Below are 18120 nucleotides of genomic sequence, written 5' to 3' on the forward strand. Positions count from 1 at the left end.
GACTTCGCGGCTTCTGGCGCTGGCATCAAAGCAACTTCCTGAGGCATACAGCGACATGAACATCAAGCCGATAAGCGACTTGCTGCAGGCTAACAACCTGAAGTATCCAAAGCTCGCGATGCTTCAGCCATCGGAGGCCCCATATACGGCCTTGCTAGTGCAGCCTAAGGCGCATATTCAGGTGCGTGACGACTTTATACGCAATGCCGATCGAGTAGGTGCGCGCAAGTTGTTCGCAGCTATCGCGCGAGAAGCACATGCAAGGTCGGTAGAACTATTGGTCACACCAGAGTACAGCTTCCCATGGGAATCCATTGAGGACCTGCTTGACTCGGAGGTTAGCCCGGCGGCGGGACAGCTTTGGGTCTTAGGCTGTGAAAGCCTGTCGCTTGCCGATCTGAATGGCCTGAAGGACCGGTTTTTCAAATGGGCGGACGTGTTGTACGACCCGGTTCCTCCTGCTCAGCCAGCTACTGCTCGGTATCTTGATCCACTCGTCTACATTTTTCATACTGAGACGCTTGACGCGAACGCGCCGAGAATCGCGATGGTTCTCCAGTTCAAAACGGTGCCATCTGGCGACCCTCAGAACATAGAGGCAACGCGCATGGCTCGGGGAGAGACCGTGTATCTCTTCGAACGTGGCAACGAGGTTCGATTAATTTCCATCATTTGCTCTGATGCCTTCGACCTTTCTGATGATCTGGTGGATGCAAACTACGAGAATTTATTGTTGTTGCACTTGCAGCTCAACGATAAGCCTAGGCAAGAGGCTTATATGCGCTATCGAAGGCGACTGTATGAGTTTGACTGCGACCGAACCGAAGTGGTCTGCCTAAACTGGGCTGAGAACATCGTCTTTGATCTACAGGAGGGAGCAAAGCCCATAGCGAAAACCAACATTAGCGCCTCGGCATGGCACTCTAAGTCCAACAAGCTTGCAACCGACGACGAGCACGTTGAGAAGAACCATCGTCATGGGCTGTATTACACGCGCGACAGCGATCAGCATCGCCACATGCTCCATTTCACCTACAAGCCAGGCGCGTTTCTGCTGCAGACGACGAAGGTCCGACATCACGCGGTCCCGGCGCCATTGTCACGACGTCGCGGCCCAGAATTGACAAACGTCCTCCAGTGGGATGCAAACAAGGAGATGTGGGCCGAGTCAGAGCAGCCGTCCGATGACGGATTCGAAGCGATGACAGACGACTATGGGGCGCCAGCAACCCTCATGAACGAGTGTCACGCAGCGAGCCCGTTGGCCGTCGAGCGGCTCTCATGCATCACGAGTGGCGATTTTGGACCGATGCAAGGTTGGTTTGCGGCAATGACGCTCCCGTCCCTTTGTCTAGACAGAACTGAGGTCATGCGACGCGTCTCGGTTGCTCTGGACCCTGACGGGCGGGCATTCAGAGACCAGCGCGTACGAACTATCAGCGCTCTCGCAAGCATTCCTGCGGTCGCCTTGCCGTTGCCGAATCGCATGACGGATCTCCAAGGTGGATACCGTTTCGGTTGGACCAGCGCTGCCCCCCACTGCAACGTGATATCCACTGGCGGCAACAACCCGGCGACGCTCATCTATGCCGGAGAAAGTCCGCTGAAGAGTGAGCTCGCGGGACTTTATGCTAAGGCTAGGGCGACTACTTCAGGTAGTCCGCTAGCGGATCGGTTCTGTGTGCTCTACCGCGATGGGCAAGATGTAAAGCGTTTTGATCCCCCAATGGCCCGGTCGATCACAGGAACCGACGCGCAGCCCGGCAAGAATTTCATGGAGCCCGAGAAATGATTACTACGGATATCCTCGGTAACCAGGTGGGAGCACGACTTTCCAATGTGACGCGCCTCTCTACGGGAGTGGTTCGAGGCGAGCGGACCGATCAAGCCGGCAACCCGTACGCAATCTACTATTTTGCGTTGTCGAATGACCTCAAGGACTGGGCGGAGCACCTAGAACAACGGCAGGATGAGCTGATCGGCCCGAGCTATTTCGAGACGCCTGGTGATCTGCGCTGGAATCACTACCTGTACCTGCTCGTTGGTCCCGATGGAGCGGCGAGCGCCTCCTTCGCCGATGACAAACGACAGATCGAGAAGGACCGCAGCTATGCGCGGAAGTTTGTCCTGAAGCAGGATGAACTGCCGGCAGCGCTCAAAGAGCTGGAACCCTCGCTGGCGCAGCAGGCCGAGATTGTCGGGCCAGATGTAGTCGGAAGATGGACGGACCGGCTTCTTAGGGCGCAGCTTGGCGTTGTGCTGGATCAATTGCCTGTTACCGAGACGATTCGGGCTATCGCGAAGGGGCTAACTGGGAAGCAGCCGCTCAAGGCTGATCGCGATCGCAAGCCGAGGAGCGTGCAGCCCCTTGCGACAAAATTCATCGATGCAATTGATCTGGTTCAGTTTCGCAATTGGCCGAACAGGCGATCGTTCGAATCTCTCGGCACCGTCAACCTTGTTGTCGGGAGCAACGGTGTCGGTAAGACCACTCTACTCGAGGCCATTGAGTATGCGTACTGCCAAGAGAACGCCCGGACCATGTCACCAAAGGGTGCGCATGTCAGAGTCAGACTCAAAGACTCAGCAGCCTGGCTGGATACAAAAGCGCCGAGCAAGACTGCAGATGCCAAACAGCGAAATCTTGAGTGGTACGGACAGCGGGACTTGAAGGGGAGCACTCTATCAAACAGTTTTTCACGCTTCAACTTCTTGGCTACCGACGAAGCAGCAATGCTCGGGCAGAGGAACGCGAAGCTCACCTTCGAAGACATGCTGTCTAGGCTTGTAGCGGGCCCTCAGGCTGCAGAGCTATGGGATCATATATCGCGTCTCGAACAGCCTCTTGCTGCCGAGTTGTCACGCGCTCAGACTGCCCTCTATGAGGCAACCCGAAGAAAGGTGGCTATAGAGGCACTGATCGAGTCGGCAGCGGCATCGCCACGCGCCTCGGACTCCGACCTTTCTGCTCTTGCTGAGGATCTTTCGCGACTTCGCTGGGTGAAGGAGATATCGAGGGAGACCGTCGCGTCGACTTCTGTGCCTGCTTTGGCACGAGCATCTTCAATCGTGAGGGAGCTGAGGGCCGCGCACCTCGGGTTGGAGACCGTTTCACCCGCGACGGTCTCCAGAGCGCTCGAAGCAGCGAACTCCACTCTCACCCTCGCTGACGGGCTACATGCGCAGATCGCCGAGGTGGATGCGAAGGTTCGCTTCACGAGTGTTGCTAGAGACAAGATGCAACAGAAGTTGGAGGACATCAAGGCGATTCAACACGCTCAGCAACTGGGCGCTTTCGGTGTGGTCGACGGATTCGAACGCTTGGAGCAACAGCTCGGGGCGCTTCGCAGTACGATTGGTGGAGATCCGATCCCCGTCGATATGCCGTCATGGATGGATAGTGCCGAGGGTCCACTCAGTGATGAGTTTTTCTCTGCGCTGAAGCAAAGCAATGAACTTGAGAAGCAGATTTCGAAGTTCAACGGTGAGCTCGCAGCGGCGCGCGCGACTCAGGAATCGACAGCATCATTGATCGCGGAGCTGCGGACATTGACCAGCCATCTGTTGGAAATCGACCCTAGTCACAAGGATTGCCCAGTTTGCGCAACACCCTTCGACTCGGGTCAGCTTAACCAGCGACTGGAAGCGATGGCGTCGGAGATATCGACGGATAGAACTGTGCCGATTCTCAACGCACTCGAAACTGCCAAACAAAGCCATGCTCAGATGGAATCGAGACGGCTTACGTTGAGCTCTCTCCGGGCCTATGCAGCACGCCGAGGTCTCGCGGAGGCGAGCACTTCTGCTCGCGAGGCCTTCTCGGACTATCAGTCGCAGCGCGAAGTACTCGAAGATTCACAAGGATCGTTCGCCGATGTCTCGCAGCAGTTGTCGGCGCTGACTCTGGCGGGCCTTGACCGGAAGAGAACCACGGCACTTCGGCAACTGGCGAGTGGATTGGGCATTGATGTGCTGCGCGCTGGTAGCGCAGACGAAGAACTTGTGAAAAGGGCGGAGGAAATCAAGGACCTTGACACAGAACTTCATCGCCATTCAGTCGAGCGAGCAAGGGTGACGTCCGAGTTGTACTCGACTCTCCTCGGTGTTCTTGAATCCACTGCGACGATCGACCGCGTCCTAAGGGATTCACGTGATCGCCTGACGCTACTGCGGAATGCGAGCGCTTTGATCGATGAGTTGCGGGGTTCCCTCGTCTTGGAGGAGCATGACGATATCACTGTGATCGGGCCACGAATCGAAAGCGCAAAGGAAGCTGCGGAGCGGTTTGCAGCAGCCATCGCCACTGAAAGCTCTTCCCGCGCGAGTGAGGTTGCAGCAAGAGCGCAGCTTGCTCAAGTCGAGGGTCACATCAAAGAGTATGAGGCGATCGAGAAGCGTGTCAGGTCCGCTTCGGACGAACTCTTGGAACTCAAACAAGGCGAGGCGCTCGCTGATGCCACCGATGCAGAGCTCCTCGGAGTTCAAGAAGCAACCGACTCGGTGTTTCGGAAGATTCATTCTCCTCACGAGTATGGTGTACGTCGAGACGCACAGGCGCCGCTGTTCCGCCTTGATGATCCAAGCAAAGCGATAACCCTTCGCGACATCAGCACAGGGCAGCGCGCGGCGTTTGTGCTATCTGTCTTTCTGGCCATGAATGCGAAGCTTCAGACCGCGCCACCTGTGCTGTTGTTCGACGATCCAGTTGCCCATGTCGACGATTTCAACTCGCTGTCCTTTCTTGATCACCTCCGAGATCTCGCGCTCGCGGGGAAGCGACAGATCTTCTATGCAACAGCAGATGCAAGGCTTGCTGGTCTTGTTGAGCATAAATTCTCATTTCTCGGGGACAAATTCAAACGAATTGATCTAGATAGATAGGTATCCCGGCAGCCGTTGCGCTTGTGTACAGTCGCTTTGGGTCGATGCCGCCCCAGGCCACTTGCATTCATGCGCCCCAGCGCCCGATTCGGGTCCTGGGCGTTTCTATAATCACGGCTTCATTTCTACAAAAAGGGGCTTACATGACCCTGAAACTGATCATTCGTCTGTGCGCCGCGGTTGGGTTGGTTGCATCCGGAGTCTGGGCCTTTCATGATCTCAAACCTGAATCAACAGGAGCTGCCGCTGCCGCCGCTGTGACGCTCCTAGGCACTTTCGTCCGTTCCAAGGAAGAGGTTGCTGCGAGCCAAGAGCAAGTGGTTAGCAGTGGCTCTGTGGGTGTCCAAGCTGGGCGGGACGCTAAAGTGGGAAGCGTCAAACAATGAGTTTTTGGAAACAGAAGCAGATCGCATCGGGAGGCAGCACCGCAATCCAAGCGAAAGGCGACGTCATTATTAATGGCGTCTCGGCTTCCGAGGCCCGGCAAATAGCCATAGACGTCTTAAAGGCTAATTTGCTTGAATATCGCGGCATGGCGGAGCAAACCGCCGATGCACGCGGTGAAGAGATCACTGATAAATTAATCCAGAAAATGGAGAAAGAGCATCCGGAAGGTCTCCGAGAAACTCAGACGCCTGGGTTTCAAGATGACGTATTTACGGTGCAAAAAGAATACGCAAAAACAGGTGAAGTGGACCTTGGAGATCTCCTTGTTGATCTGCTTGTGGACAGATCAAAAGAGACGTCACGCACGACTCTTCAAATTGTCCTCAGCGAATCGCTAAGAGTTGCGCCCAAGCTTACAACTGCCCAGATCAATACGCTATCACTGATTTTCTTCGTCATGCATGTTCGTGTTCAGGCGCAGAGCTTGGCCTCTTTGGCGGAAGGTCTCAAAAAGCATCTAGGTCCTGTGGCGAGTCAATTGGCAATTTCATCTTCGTCAATTGATCATATTGCGTTCACCGGATGCGGCATCACTAATCAGTTTGCCATGAATGACATCGTGAATGTTTTCACCATGCAGTATCGAGGACTATTTCAAAAAGGAGTAGATGCTTCCCAAGTCGAATCGGTACAGCTGTCGCCCGGTGCCAGTCAGGAATTCATCGGCCCGTGCGTGACAGACTCGAGCAAACTTCAAGTGCGTGTGCTCGGTGACATACTGATGGATGAAAAGATTGAATCCAAAAAGATAGAGCCTGAGGACGGCGTCAAGCTGAAAAACTTGCTCAATTTGGGAAGCTTTTCTCCAGACGAGATACGGGCGAAAGTGCGCGGATTAACGCCGTTCATGCCCGCGATGGTTGATTTGTGGACGAGCACACGAATCGGCCAACTGACGCTTACGAGTGTCGGCATGGCAATAGCGCACGCCAACATAAAACGTTTCACTGGTGAATTCGCGCCCTTATCTATCTGGATCAAAGATGCGTAGTAGTTAACGCAGCGGTTTAACGCACTCGCCAATTCGACTTCGAGCATAATGTTCCGTTATTTCGCGATTTTTGTGCGCCAACAGTTTTTGCGAATGTACTACCTCGCGGGTGTCGGTTGCCGCTTTGGCTCGAATATCGCGAAACCGAAAGCTAACATTCGCCAACCCGCGCGCCTTGTCGAAGCGCGACCGCGAAGCGAATTGACTAAAAGCGGCTGGCCGTTTGATGCCTTCCGTTCGCGTGGGTGCAATCCGCCCGATCACCATCACGGCATCTGCCGTTGGTTACTGAGAGGTGTCACTTGGAACGTGTCTTGCGCCTTTTTTGGCGCCAGTTCACCTTGGAGTACCTGCCCGATGTCGGCATCGAGTTTTTGGAGTTGGGCCTGATACCCCTCCATCAAACTCAAATATGACCCGATTCCGTCCGCGTCGGGCCTCTGTCTTAAATCAATGATGATGTCGTTGAGCAAGTGTGCATAATTTTTGATCTGCTCCGCGAAACCGGCATCCATGGAGCGGATTCCGACGAGCTGTTGCCTTGCTAGGCGAAACTGCTCGCGCGCCGCAAGTGCAACTGTCAACCCACCCACCAATGGCTCCACAGATGCGTTCTCTTCGGCACTCGGGCGAAATTTTGTTAGCACTCTGAATGCGCGGGTGGAAGACATGAGTGCCATCGACAATTGCAACATTGCCTCATCGTGACGCTCTCGCTTCCGCTGCTCGTCCAAGTATTCGAGATCCATTATTTTGACCGCAGCCTGATTACCAAGCTCCAATAATTTAGAATGTCTTTCCCATTGGGCCTTGTAATAGTGATCCGCATAACGACCTAACACCGTGTTGAGAAAGTTGAAACCCTCCGACCTTCCTTTATCACGCTGTTGAGAGATATACATCACTATCCCAGAGAAAGATGCGATTAATGCCGCTGCGATTGCACCATAGAGGCCCGCAAATTCTTTGGTTCCCGGTTCTGGCTTCAGATCAAGAGCTAATTTGACAAGGGAAAACATTGCCAAGAGCAAAAGGATGGCGACGAAAAGTGGCACGCGTGACGGCTTGGCTACTGCCCGCTCAAGACTCGCAAAATCACCAAGTTCTGTTGCCATAGGACAGGCTCCCGACAAAGTGCGAAGCGTGCCCCGATGTGCAAGTGGGTGCAACCTCAAAAAGGAGGACGACTGACCGGATTAGCCCGAGCTCTTGTCTTTCGCATCCATCACCGATGACCCGGCGCCCGAAGGTGCGGCTGCAGGCCACGACCGCTGCATCATCCTCAAGCTGGAGAACATGGACGCTTGGCTGCGGCCTGATCGCAGCAACCTGGCGGCGCAGTACGCCATCCTCGACGTTCGAGAACGGCCATATTACGAGCATCGTCTGGCAGCTTGATGCGAAGCTACCGATAGAGGGGGGCCGCATTCGGTGGGCGCCTGGAGATTCCGACTTCGTCTTCGTCCAGCGCCACGTACTTGACCTCAGTGAACTCACCCGTCTTGCGGTCGAACGCCAGCTTCGCTGTACCAGACACCGTCGATGACTCGGTTACCCAGCCATGCGATATCTCATATTCGCGATCGTGATAGGGGCCTGGTCCTCCGAGATCTTCATACCATTTAAGCCGATGCTCGCCTTCGAATGACGAGACGAACGTGATGGTGCATTTGCTGTCGCCCACCGCGACGATATTGACCTCATCAGCGGACGGTTCGGAGATGCTGGATTCAGTGGCCTCGAATCGGTCATCCTCATGATAGAAGCTGAGATCGGCGACCTGATCGCGAATAGCCGAGACCAGCTCAGATGAATTCGCGTCGATTGCGGCGTGGAGCTTTGGTATGTTGTCCTCGCGCGCCAGCAAGAGCTCCGTCAGGCGAGGAACGGTCTGGAAGTGAAGAAGATTCGCAAACCGGTCGCAAGCTAGCTTGAAGTCGGGATCCTCGGAAACGACCGCAATGAAGCACCCATGCTTTTCTGCGTAGGCCTGGAGAATTGCGACCGCGAACGCGTCAGGGAACTCTTTCCGCTTTTTCCCCTGACCGAAGGGCGCCGCAATCCTGTCATACCAGTCCATGACTGTTTTCAAAGCGATGGCCTCGTAGCCAAGCTTGACGACGTCGAATTCCCGGAGGAACGCGTTCCATTCGTCCGTCGCAACTACTGTTACTTCCCAGTTATCGGCGGATGGGCGGGCTGCCTTCGGGAAACTCGACCACTTCTGCAGAAATGGCGCGCGGCGGCGAGCAGTGTCCAGTGCTTCTAGCGCTTCTCGGGCGCGCGTGTGGATGTGCCGCCGAATCTCGCGCTCGGTCGGGTCGGGCAGTAAGAGCTTTAGGCCCGCTTTCTTTGCGGCCGGGATGAACGTCTTGAGAGCAGTCGATGCGAAGTTGTACTGCTGACCATCGAACACGCTGGTGTCGAGGAATGCTGCGGACGGCGCGGACATGGGTGATTTTTCTCGTTGGCTTCGGTTCTCAACACATTTTTGCAGGCGGCGCCGTCTATCTGAAATCCCGACTCGACACGCGCAGGCCTGCGAGCAGCTCCGTGTGGTCTGTCAGCCGCTCGGCCACGAGCGACGGCACGCCTTTCTCGCTCTGCCATCGGCCCTGCACCGTGAGCAGCCCGGATCGTCGCAGCGCCGCGCGCTGAGCCTCCGCCACGCTGGCCAGACGATGATTAACACCACACCAGTCTCATCCTCAAGTGTCGCAAAGATCACCCTGTTCGCTGTGCTCGGCTGTTGCCGGTGCGTGACGATGCCGCTGGCCATCACCTTTTGCCGATCGCGCGCATGGACGCGCAGATTCTCGGCCGTGCTCACGCCAAGCACGTCCAGCTGCGGCCGGACCCGCGCCACCGGATGCCGGCGCAGCGTCAGGCCCATGGTCGCGTAGTCGCCCGCGATCTCCGAGCCTTCCTCGTGGCTCGGCGAATCCCACGGGCGCTTCCTGGGGTGATCTCGGTTTCGGTGCATTTTGTGGCGCGTGACTCGATTAATTTCAATCAAATCAATGAGTTGCGCAATGCTCCCATTTGGCGACACGATGGTTTTCGTGCATTTTGTGGCGATGCCGACTTGGTGGCTCCGACGCACGTCGCTGTCACGTGAGACGGCGCGCTACGCGCGCGCTGCTTGCCGAGCAGCGGGGCCTTGCATGATCAAGGTCTTCGCGTACCGCTGCACCTCGAAGCTGAACGTGCCGCGGAAATTGATGTGCTCGAAATGCACCGGTCCAAGTCGACGCAGCCAGGCATCCTCGACGTCCATGCCTTCCTTTCGCCAACGGTCGACCACCGCCTGCATGCGCGCCGTGTTCCAGGCGATCACGGTGTTGGTGAGGAGGGTGTGCGATCCGGAGATTGCGTTGAGTTCGTCACGACGCCTAGCGGTTCTTGTTCGGCGCCAATGTGGTCAGCAGCGCCGGGCCGGAATTCTCCGCCTGCCGAGGTTGCCTTGGCAGCAAAGCGCCACAAAATGCATGAAAACCGAGATCACCCCAATTTGAACTACACGAGACTAGGCCCGATCATCCAGGCGGATAAGCTGATTCGCTCGCCACGAAGCACTTTGGTCACCCGATGCGGAGCAAAGCTCGGAAAAATAACCGCATCACCCGCTCGTAGCTTGGGGTAATCGTATTTTTTTGACAGATTGACACGGTCGCCCCCAGAAACGTCAATCACGACAAGCACTTGCAAAAGTGCCAGTGGGGGCAGGGCAGTGCGGCGGAGTGCAGATTGACACGGTCGCCGACCCGGCGTCCGCGGAAGGCCCATGGCTTGCGCGGTAAGGCAGTTCTGCGCCGGCGCCGGACCAGGTGATGGCTCAGAGCGCCGCCGTGCCCGAGCGGCGCTCGACCAGCAACGGCCCGTACTTCTCGAGGTTGAACCGGTACGTTCCGCGGAAGTTGATGTGCGAGAAGTGTGCGGGTCCGATCCGGCGAAGCCAGTCGTCCTCCATCGGCAAGCCGGAGGCTCTGAGACGGGAAACGACGCTGTCCATGCGGCTGGTGTTCCAGGCAAGCACGATGTTCGTGAGCAGGGCGTGTGCCCCGGAGATGGCCACCATCTCTTGTCTGCGCCGTCCCCCGTCCTGCGCTATCTGCCCGCCGTGGATTGCACGTTGGAGTTGATGCACCGATTCGCCGCGGCTGAGTAGCGCGAGGAGTTCACGTCGAAAGTCGGTGATCGTCATGTAGTCGCACAGGAACAGCGTTCGCAGCAACCCTCCCAGGTGATCAGCCGCACGGTGCAATGGATCGCCGATGGCGGCCGATCCAAGGCGATGGATGGCTTGCACCGCGGACACCTTGCCAGCGCGAATGGAGGCCACCAGTCGCACAAGATCATCCCAGCCGCGCTCGATGGACTTGAGGGACACTCGGTGGACGGTGGCCCTCTCCAAGCTTTCCGGCACCGACCATCCCCTGGGAACGAACAGCTTGCGCTCTTTCAGGGCCTTCAGTCTCGGACACAGGTCAAACCCCAGGAGCTTTGCAAGGGCCAGGGCCACGCTGGTCATGCCATGGGTGTCGACGGCCAGGAGGGAGACGCGAATGCGATCCTCGCTGCGATTGTGTTGCTCGACGCCTTCGACGGCGGCACCCGCCTGTCGTTCGTTCAGCACGATTGGCTGGTCGTAGAAGAGCCCCCAGCGGTCCCGGACGTGGGTGTACAGGCCGGCGGCATAGGTGCGTCGCCTCGGATCCACCCTGGCCGTCCACAAGTGCCGGCTGGCATCCATGGCCATCATGTCTGCCGACCCTTTGGTGCCGTCTCCCCACAAGGCGGCGATCGGCAGCGAGTTCTGGTATTCCGAGACCCGTTCGTTGGCCCGCCGCAGGCGGCCACTGAATTCGATGGTGCGCATGGCCGCGGCAATATGCGCTGGATCCAGTCCAGGAATCATCGATCCCACCCCGGTGGCGTCGTTGTCGCTCCCATGGGCAAGCAGCGCACCATAGACTGCCATCAGTTCGTGGCCAGACTCGGGGCGACGGGCCAGCAGCGCCTCGCTGAAGTGCGTCGCCGCGTCGACCTCCATCAGCAGGTCGGGCAATTGCACATGTCCAATGTGCTTGAAGACGGCCTCTCTGGTCTTGCGAGGCTCGATCTCCTCGTCCAGCGCATTGATCGCCTGCAAATGCACCAGACCCTTGGCGTCGATGTTCACCTTCCCGCGCTCGACCGCTTCGGCAAGCGCGTACACCCCGACCGACATCGTGGCCAGAATCGGCGCCAGGAACTCGCTGGCCTGCGTCGGCAGCGCAAGGATTTGATAGTGCTGTTCCTTGAACCTTATCCATTCCGCGTCGGCGAGGAGCATGGATTGGCTGGAGCGGTGACCGATCGAATGATTTACCCATACGCTGCCGCGCCGCAAGCTCTTGCGCAGGGCCATCATCGTGCTGGCCTCGAACGCGCGATAGCGGGACCGAGGATCCAAATCGGTGACGGTCGCGCTCCATGCAAGCCCTACCGATGGAAGCTTGAAGTCCAACGGTACCTCCCGGCCGCCGGTCGCCTGAAGCTTCATCCACGCCTGCCATTGCTCGTATGCCAGGTCACCTGGTCTTCCGGCGAGGTCGATGGCTTGAAGTCCTGCCAGGTGCGCGTGAACGCGGCGGCTGTCCTCAGCAAGAGCTCGACGAACCTGCGAGGCGAATGAGGTGGCCCCTGCGTCGCCGATGCCGTCGAGGAGGCTTCGAGCTTCGAGCACACGTTCGCGCCACGACTTCGTCTCGTCACGAAGCACGGCCCTTGCTCTGACGGCCTGCTCCAGCGTGGCGCTGTTGTTTCGGGCGCGACTCCTGAAGACACGCTCCGCAGCATGCCGGAACAGTTCCTGGCTGCGGCGCGAAGCTTGCAGCAGCGAGATGTCAGTCAACTCCATCAACGTGGTGTGCAGAAAGCAGACAACCTCGACGATCTGGCGTCGCTGTCCGATGCGAGCGGTCATCGATGGCCGGCGCATCTGGACGTGCGCCGCATACGCCTGCTGCTTGCTCAGAGCGATGGAATCCAACGCCCAGTTGTGCACGCCCAAGGCCTTGAGAGCGCGGATCTTCTCCAGGGTCTGCTCGGTCGTGCTCGGGGCTTGGCGCTGGGGCGGTGTCTTCAGCCACTCCAGATGACTGCCTGAGGCCGCAGGGGAGGGTGCATAGGCCCAGTTGATGGCTTGGCGCAGCGCCGCCCTCCCAATTGCCGCCTCGATCGTTGCGGCCATTGCTGCCTCCGTGGCGTCGAATGCCTTTCGGGCCCAGTCGGCAATTCGGCGAGAGCCCGGAATGATGATTCGCCTGCCGTACAGCCAGATGCGTGCGGTTCGTATTAGGTCGTCAGGGTGGGCGGCCTCGAGGGCAGCGACCGCGAGAACCTGGTCGATCTTCTGCCGCCGGACTTCGTCAAGGTCGCTCAGGCCAAGAAATGTGCGGGCCCAGGCCTGGTGCTCGTACAACGTCTGGCGACGTTCATAGAGTGATCGCAGGCTGGCGATGCTCACGCTGGGCGACCCCAATGCTTCGCATACTGAACGCAGCAGGACTTTCGGTACCGTGGCAAATCGGTCCATCGGGCGGCCGCTCGCCCTCAGAAAGAGTAACTGGATGGCTGCAGCGACTCGGCGGTCGTCGCGGAACCGATCGCAGACCGCGAAAATGTCGTCCTTGCTCAGGCTGAAGAACTGTTCGACATCGAGATCCGACATCCTGGAGGGAAGGCTCTCCGCGCCAATGAAACGCTGGACGAACGACACGGCAGGATCCTCCACAGAGATGGGGCCGCCAATCTACTCCTTCGGCGCGCGTTGTGGCTCCGGGTTCCGGGTCCGCCATCCACGCATGTTGGCGCGCTCGGCAACAACCAAGACCGTGTCAATTTGTCGAAAAAATACGATTACCCCGGAAAGCACCAGTTCGCACGTCAGCACCTTCCCGCCCCGCGGCGGCCGCGGGATTCAGGAGTCGCAGGTCTGGGAGGCCGCCGACGCGCTCGTGCACGAGGGTCTGCGCCCGACCATCGAGCGCGTGCGCCAGAAGATCGGCAGCGGCTCGCCCAATACCGTGAGCCCCATGCTCGAGCGCTGGTTCGCCACCCTCGGCAAGCGCCTCGATGGCCGTGGCGCCAACCTGGCCGACGGCGAGGCGCACCAGCTCCCCCTGGCCGTCGTTCAGGCCGCCAAGCTGTTCTGGGATGCCGCGCGCCGCGAGGCCGACCAGGTGCAGGTCCAGAAGTCGGAAGCGGCCCGGCGCGAGCTCGAGCTGCAGCGCGAAGCACTTGCTCAGAAGGCAGCGGAGCTCACCCAGCGCGAAGCCTCGTCCGAGCAAGCCCGCGTCGCGCTCGATGAGGCCCTGGCCTCCTCGCGCCAGGCGGTCGCAGCGATCGAGGCCCAGATGCACACGCAGCAGCAGGAGTCCGCTCGCTTGCTCAGTGACTCCGAGGCCGAGGTGCGCCGGCTGCGCAAGGCCTTCGACGAGGCCGTGGCCAGCAAGGAAGCCCTGCGCGAGAAGGCGGCGATGGAACTGGGCGCGGCGCAGCGCGACGCCAAGGAGGCCGAGCAGCGCCACGTGGCGCACGAACGGCGCATGCTGGCTGATGTAGACCGTGAGCGGGCGGCCGCGCGCCAGGCCGCCGCAGATCTCGCCAAGGAGCAAAAGGCGCGAGCGGCGGAGCAGGACGCAGCCCGTGCCGCCCGGGCGGCAGCAGAGCAAGCCTTCCAGGCCGAAATGGCCGCGCACCGCGAGGCGGCGGCCACCTGGTCGAAAGAGCAGCAGGAGATGCGAGTCGAGCTCGCGACCCTGCGCGAGCGCGCTGCCGCGGCAGAGCAGCGCGCAGCGGATCTGGGCGAACGGCTGCGGCGCCAGGAAGAGCAGGCTGAGCGCGAGATCGCCCGTTTGCGCGAAGAGCAGGCGACGATGGCGGCAACGCTGCTCCAGCGCGAGGCCCGACCGGCCGAGAAATCAGGTGCGACGGCTAAAGCATCCCGGGCATCGGGCGCGAAGCCATCCGAGTGACTATGTCGTGCCGACGTCAGTGTTGGAACCCGCCAGTGCGGGAGCCTTCCAAGGCGCTCGCCGGGTTATTCCCTAGAACGTCACAGTGTTGAGACGGCCGTTCGACTTAGCGCCTAGGCTCTATCGCTGCTGTGTCGCGCGACGTGTCTCGCCTATAAGGCCTCTCGCGCAAAACCATGGTATCTCGCGGACGGCTGGTGACTCTCCTGGGCGCCACAGGCAAGCCCTTTTTTATCAAAGCGAGAGTAGATCGCACGCCGGGCGCGCGCACCGGATCCGGCGGCGACGAGCCGGCCGGGGGCGAGAGTAGATCGCACACCCCTCGCCCCCCAGTCGCCGCAGCGGTAGTCGACGGTCACCGCCTTCGGTGCAGGATCAGCTGCAGGCGTCGCGGCGGGGGTGGTGTTCCAGGGTTTCGCAGTAGCCATATCGTTCTGCAGTGCGATGCTGGCGCATAGCGCCGGAGATCACACCGACTTCTAGTTCCAAGGGTTGATGATTGGCAGGTTGGTGGGCGCGAAGTGCTTGACGTTGCGCGTGACAATCGTGAGCTGACGCGTGATGGCGGAAGCAGCGATGTACGCGTCGGCCGCAGAGATCTGGTGGGCGACAGTCAGCGTCGCCGCCATGGTTGCGGCACCGCCGTCAAGCTCGATGATGCGCTCCGCAAACTCGGCGAGTACCTGACCGGTGAGCCAGGCGCGGAGGGTGGCGCCTTGCGCGGTGTCTGCGCGCTCCTTCTGCTGCACCCCCACCTCGAGCTCGTAGACCGTGATTGCCGAGAGAAAGGTTTCGTCCTGGGCGACGGAGCCTGCCCATGCGACTACGGCCGGAGAGGCTTTCTCCGGCCGCCGAAGCTCAGAAATGACGTTCGTGTCGAGCAGGTACATCAGCCGAGATCCACGCCGCGCGAGTCGATGCTGACCCGCGGTGGATCAAAGGCGATGTCATCGGCCGGCCCGCGCTGGGCAACAGCCTGGAGCAGTGACTTGGCACGACTGCCCTTGAGCGCTTCGTAGTCCCGAAGGGACAGGAGAACGTGCGAGCGAACCCCGCGAGAGGTGATGAACACCGGGCCGTTGTCGGCCTGGTTCTTCAGGCGACTGGAGTCGCGATTGAACTCGCGACTGGAAACTTCGATGACTTCCACGAGACATCCCCTGAGTTGCATTGCTGCCACATGATACTACATTTGCATGTACAATACAACTCCTCCCCCGAGGAACCTCTCTATTTACAGTGTGCTTGGGCGTCCTTCCAAGCTCCCCAGCCAAAAAGGGCCGTTCCTTCAGCATACGCTATGCCCCAACTCATAGCATCTCGAACGCCAGAACCAGCCGCCAACGCGGCGAGAAACACATTAGCTCCAATTTGCAAATCACACGCAAGTTTGCCTACATAATTTGAATTATTGCAATTGCTATAGCAATCGTCGTGGAGGCCACATGCTGGTATGAATTCCCTAGTCACGCCCGGCATGAGGCCGTCGGGAATAAAACGGTCATTAGGTGCGCTACCACATCCGGCTCCTTGCGGCAGGCCGTCAGAGCGAGTGTCAGTGAAACCCGCCCGTGCAGAAGCAGTCAATCTGTCGAAGGCTCCGATGCTTGGTGACATCTCCGCACTACCAACAGTACTCCTCGTCGCCGACAGAGACTGAGATACCTCTCCGCGAAAGTAATCACTAGAGGAAGACTGCAAAGAGCTCTTATCCCTTTCTCTCTCATTCAACGCTTGCGAGATTGCAAAAAAATCAGCGGATCGAGATTCGCACCGGTAGCCCCCTTCCGAGAGCTCCGCAGCGTCCTGCTTGCTGCTCAGATCAGTCCCATTTTGGCCTGCAGATCCATTGAATTCTGAAAGATCGTCCATAGCCTTAGAGCTTTCGTTAGTTTAGCTCTTGTTTGAAAACACAGTTCAAATCCAAAACAATATCGTTGAGTACTGCGTTCTGAGGCACGCCAGTAACTTGCCTGACGTCGCTAATGCACCATTCGCCCAGCGGGCTCACGTTATGCAAGGTAGCAGCCCCATATATATCGGGATCGCGCACAAACCGGCGAGATGTCGCTCGGGAAACGACAACTCTGGGCGTCTGTGATTGATCAATCGCTATGGGCGCCCTAAACACACGACTGAAGGTGGAATTCGTCGGAGCTTGAACGTGCATGGCCCACAGGGGTCCCACATCGTCTGTTTCTGCAAATACAGAAATCCCTCTGAGACGAAGGGACTTCACTTTCTCTCCAAATATACTTTGATCTACAGGGAACAATAATATATTTTCCGCAACTCCCTTCTTCCATTTCTCCTCTCCAATGATTGCACGAACCGACAGAGGCATGAAAAGCGATTGATCTCGCTGGGAGGCTCTGACGACCCATGAGATTGCTTGCCGAGTCCAATTCAAACAATCTTCAAAATATCCAACTTCCTGACTCTTGGTTGGGATGGGGACATCGAAATCATAGAGATGTCGCAAAGCATCGCGGCAGGCGTCCAGTCTTGCTTTGGCGTCGCGGAAGTCGCGTTCGAACAGCCTCATCAATGCAGGAAGACGCTTCGCAAAATTCAATGCTCCGTCTGGGCTAAAAGCTGCGCCACCTTTAACGTCATGAACACGCCTAATTTCAATGCTGCGCCGCCGCTGGAAATCAATATTGGCTTTGTCCCATGCTGTTTTCGCTTCCAACCCACTTATTCTTGTTTGAGACAGCTGAAGGGCAACCTCATTCAATAGTTTTTTTAACTGGGCTTCCATTCGAGCGAGGTTCATGGAGTAACTCGCCTGAATTGCAGAGGTGTTGCCAAGCCGGTCAGCGGAATTCGCAGACACCCCATCCGACCAAGTCCATTTCCTGATTTCAAACTCCACCTCATCCTTCCTCTCTATCTGCGTCAGAACTGGCAGGGCGCCTGCCCAACCAGCTTCGCTTGCCGTATTGATTATTGAGCTTGAATTAGCAGCGATAAAATCCAGCACCGCTTGAAGTTGTTCGCCCACTGTTTTCAAGAGAGCGCCCTCAAGAAGGGCCGCGCTATGTTGGGCGTTGCTCTGCTTCCATTCGACTTCGTAGATATGAGCAGCTTCCTCTTCCAATCGAATGGTATCGGCAGCGTTGAATTCTGCAATTTCTACAAATAAGCTCATCGCTTTTGCAGCGAGGTCATCGTAAATAAGCCGGGTTTGGACCGCTCGCATCAGCATGGCTTCTGCCTGATCAAGGAGCGATTCAACGTGAAATCCGTTGAATTGCTTGTCTTCCGGCTCCGCTTCAATTTTTACGCCCAGGTCGATTCGCTTCGCAAACTCCGCGGGCAATGGGTCAGATCCTGCCAACTCTAGAATTTTCTCTATTTCTGACTGGATTGCCTTCCAGTAGATTTGTTCTTTTCCAATGCGCGTGATGCTGCGCAATGCGGGAGCTTCTGAAAGCTGTTCTGCCGCATTTTTAAGGGCGGCAGGATCGATTTGGGGCGCTACTGTTGACAGAGCTTTGAGCAGAGCGTTAATGACCCTCGCATCTGCATCCTTGCTTTTATCCTGCGCCTCCGCTGACTCCTTCGTGAGCGCCATCGTTGCTGCTGTCAACACGACCGCACAAGGAAATTGGAGTTCTATTTCGTTCATCGTTCCTCCTTGGCTGGGCGGGGCCGAATGCGAGAGAGCGGAGTACGGCGCAAGCCATTTGCGTGAACGACAAATGACTCACAGCGCGCGTCGGAGCCTCCCATAGTGGGCAAAGGGGAAGGTTTCCGCCATCTTCCAAAAGAACTACA

Annotated in this window: 11 protein-coding genes and 3 pseudogenes; 7 read left to right on the forward strand and 7 right to left on the reverse strand. The window is 58.0% G+C overall.

Translation table 11 applies throughout. The features are described from left to right. Positions 1 to 55: 55 nt before the first annotated feature. The 4 genes and pseudogenes from AC3A6B_RS10625 to AC3A6B_RS10640 all read left to right on the forward strand — a co-directional run bounded on the left by AC3A6B_RS10625 (position 56) and on the right by AC3A6B_RS10640 (position 6319). Positions 56 to 1792, forward strand: a complete 1737-nt coding sequence (locus tag AC3A6B_RS10625) for a hypothetical protein (RefSeq protein ID WP_487836673.1) — start codon at positions 56 to 58, stop codon at positions 1790 to 1792. Positions 1793 to 2460: 668 nt separating this feature from the next. Beyond that, positions 2461 to 2553 (forward strand): annotated as a pseudogene (locus AC3A6B_RS10630) (AAA family ATPase); the annotation flags it as partial. A gap of 2471 nt (positions 2554 to 5024) precedes the next feature. Next, complete coding sequence (locus tag AC3A6B_RS10635) at positions 5025 to 5267, forward strand: hypothetical protein (RefSeq protein ID WP_487836674.1); 243 nt, start codon at positions 5025 to 5027, stop codon at positions 5265 to 5267. Further along, positions 5264 to 6319: an LPO_1073/Vpar_1526 family protein gene (locus AC3A6B_RS10640; RefSeq protein ID WP_487836675.1), complete on the forward strand. Its 1056-nt coding sequence runs from the start codon at positions 5264 to 5266 to the stop codon at positions 6317 to 6319. Before AC3A6B_RS10635 ends, AC3A6B_RS10640 begins: the two co-directional genes overlap by 4 nt. Positions 6320 to 6585: 266 nt before the next feature. Here AC3A6B_RS10640 and AC3A6B_RS10645 read toward each other — a convergent pair whose 3' ends face one another. After that, complete coding sequence (locus tag AC3A6B_RS10645; RefSeq protein ID WP_487836676.1) at positions 6586 to 7434, reverse strand: hypothetical protein; 849 nt, start codon at positions 7432 to 7434, stop codon at positions 6586 to 6588. 85 nt (positions 7435 to 7519) lie between these two features. Between AC3A6B_RS10645 and AC3A6B_RS10650 the strand changes: the two are divergent. Continuing rightward, a pseudogene (locus tag AC3A6B_RS10650) lies at positions 7520 to 7717 on the forward strand (SOS response-associated peptidase family protein); the annotation flags it as partial. Between the two features lie 7 nt (positions 7718 to 7724). Here AC3A6B_RS10650 and AC3A6B_RS10655 read toward each other — a convergent pair. Beyond that, complete coding sequence (locus tag AC3A6B_RS10655) at positions 7725 to 8771, reverse strand: PIN domain-containing protein (RefSeq protein ID WP_487836677.1); 1047 nt, start codon at positions 8769 to 8771, stop codon at positions 7725 to 7727. 303 nt (positions 8772 to 9074) lie between these two features. Here AC3A6B_RS10655 and AC3A6B_RS10660 point away from each other — a divergent pair, with 303 nt between their 5' ends. Then, complete coding sequence (locus AC3A6B_RS10660) at positions 9075 to 9437, forward strand: hypothetical protein (RefSeq protein ID WP_487836678.1); 363 nt, start codon at positions 9075 to 9077, stop codon at positions 9435 to 9437. Between the two features lie 9 nt (positions 9438 to 9446). Here the strand turns inward: AC3A6B_RS10660 and AC3A6B_RS10665 are convergent. Together AC3A6B_RS10665 and AC3A6B_RS10670 are read right to left on the reverse strand one after the other, a co-directional pair. After that, positions 9447 to 9707: pseudogene (locus tag AC3A6B_RS10665) on the reverse strand (Tn3 family transposase); the annotation flags it as partial. A 447-nt stretch (positions 9708 to 10154) separates the two neighbouring features. Then, positions 10155 to 13034: a Tn3 family transposase gene (locus AC3A6B_RS10670; protein ID WP_487836709.1), complete on the reverse strand. Its 2880-nt coding sequence runs from the start codon at positions 13032 to 13034 to the stop codon at positions 10155 to 10157. Positions 13035 to 13059: 25 nt separating this feature from the next. Between AC3A6B_RS10670 and AC3A6B_RS10675 the strand changes: the two genes are divergently transcribed. After that, positions 13060 to 14340 carry a DNA-binding protein gene (locus tag AC3A6B_RS10675; RefSeq protein WP_487836679.1) on the forward strand — a complete coding sequence of 427 codons (1281 nt, stop codon included), beginning with the start codon at positions 13060 to 13062 and terminating at the stop codon, positions 14338 to 14340. 479 nt (positions 14341 to 14819) lie between these two features. On the opposite strand, the gene AC3A6B_RS10680 is transcribed toward AC3A6B_RS10675, so the two are convergent. From AC3A6B_RS10680 to AC3A6B_RS10690, 3 genes are all read right to left on the reverse strand, one after another. Beyond that, positions 14820 to 15230: a PIN domain-containing protein gene (locus AC3A6B_RS10680; RefSeq protein WP_487836680.1), complete on the reverse strand. Its 411-nt coding sequence runs from the start codon at positions 15228 to 15230 to the stop codon at positions 14820 to 14822. After that, complete coding sequence (locus AC3A6B_RS10685) at positions 15230 to 15490, reverse strand: type II toxin-antitoxin system Phd/YefM family antitoxin (RefSeq protein WP_487836681.1); 261 nt, start codon at positions 15488 to 15490, stop codon at positions 15230 to 15232. The genes AC3A6B_RS10680 and AC3A6B_RS10685 overlap by 1 nt, the downstream gene beginning before the upstream one ends. A 738-nt stretch (positions 15491 to 16228) precedes the next feature. Beyond that, positions 16229 to 17971, reverse strand: a complete 1743-nt coding sequence (locus AC3A6B_RS10690; RefSeq protein WP_487836682.1) for a hypothetical protein — start codon at positions 17969 to 17971, stop codon at positions 16229 to 16231. Positions 17972 to 18120: the final 149 nt, after the last annotated feature.

The sequence above is a fragment of the Variovorax sp. Soil_C_33 genome, assembly GCF_057656935.1.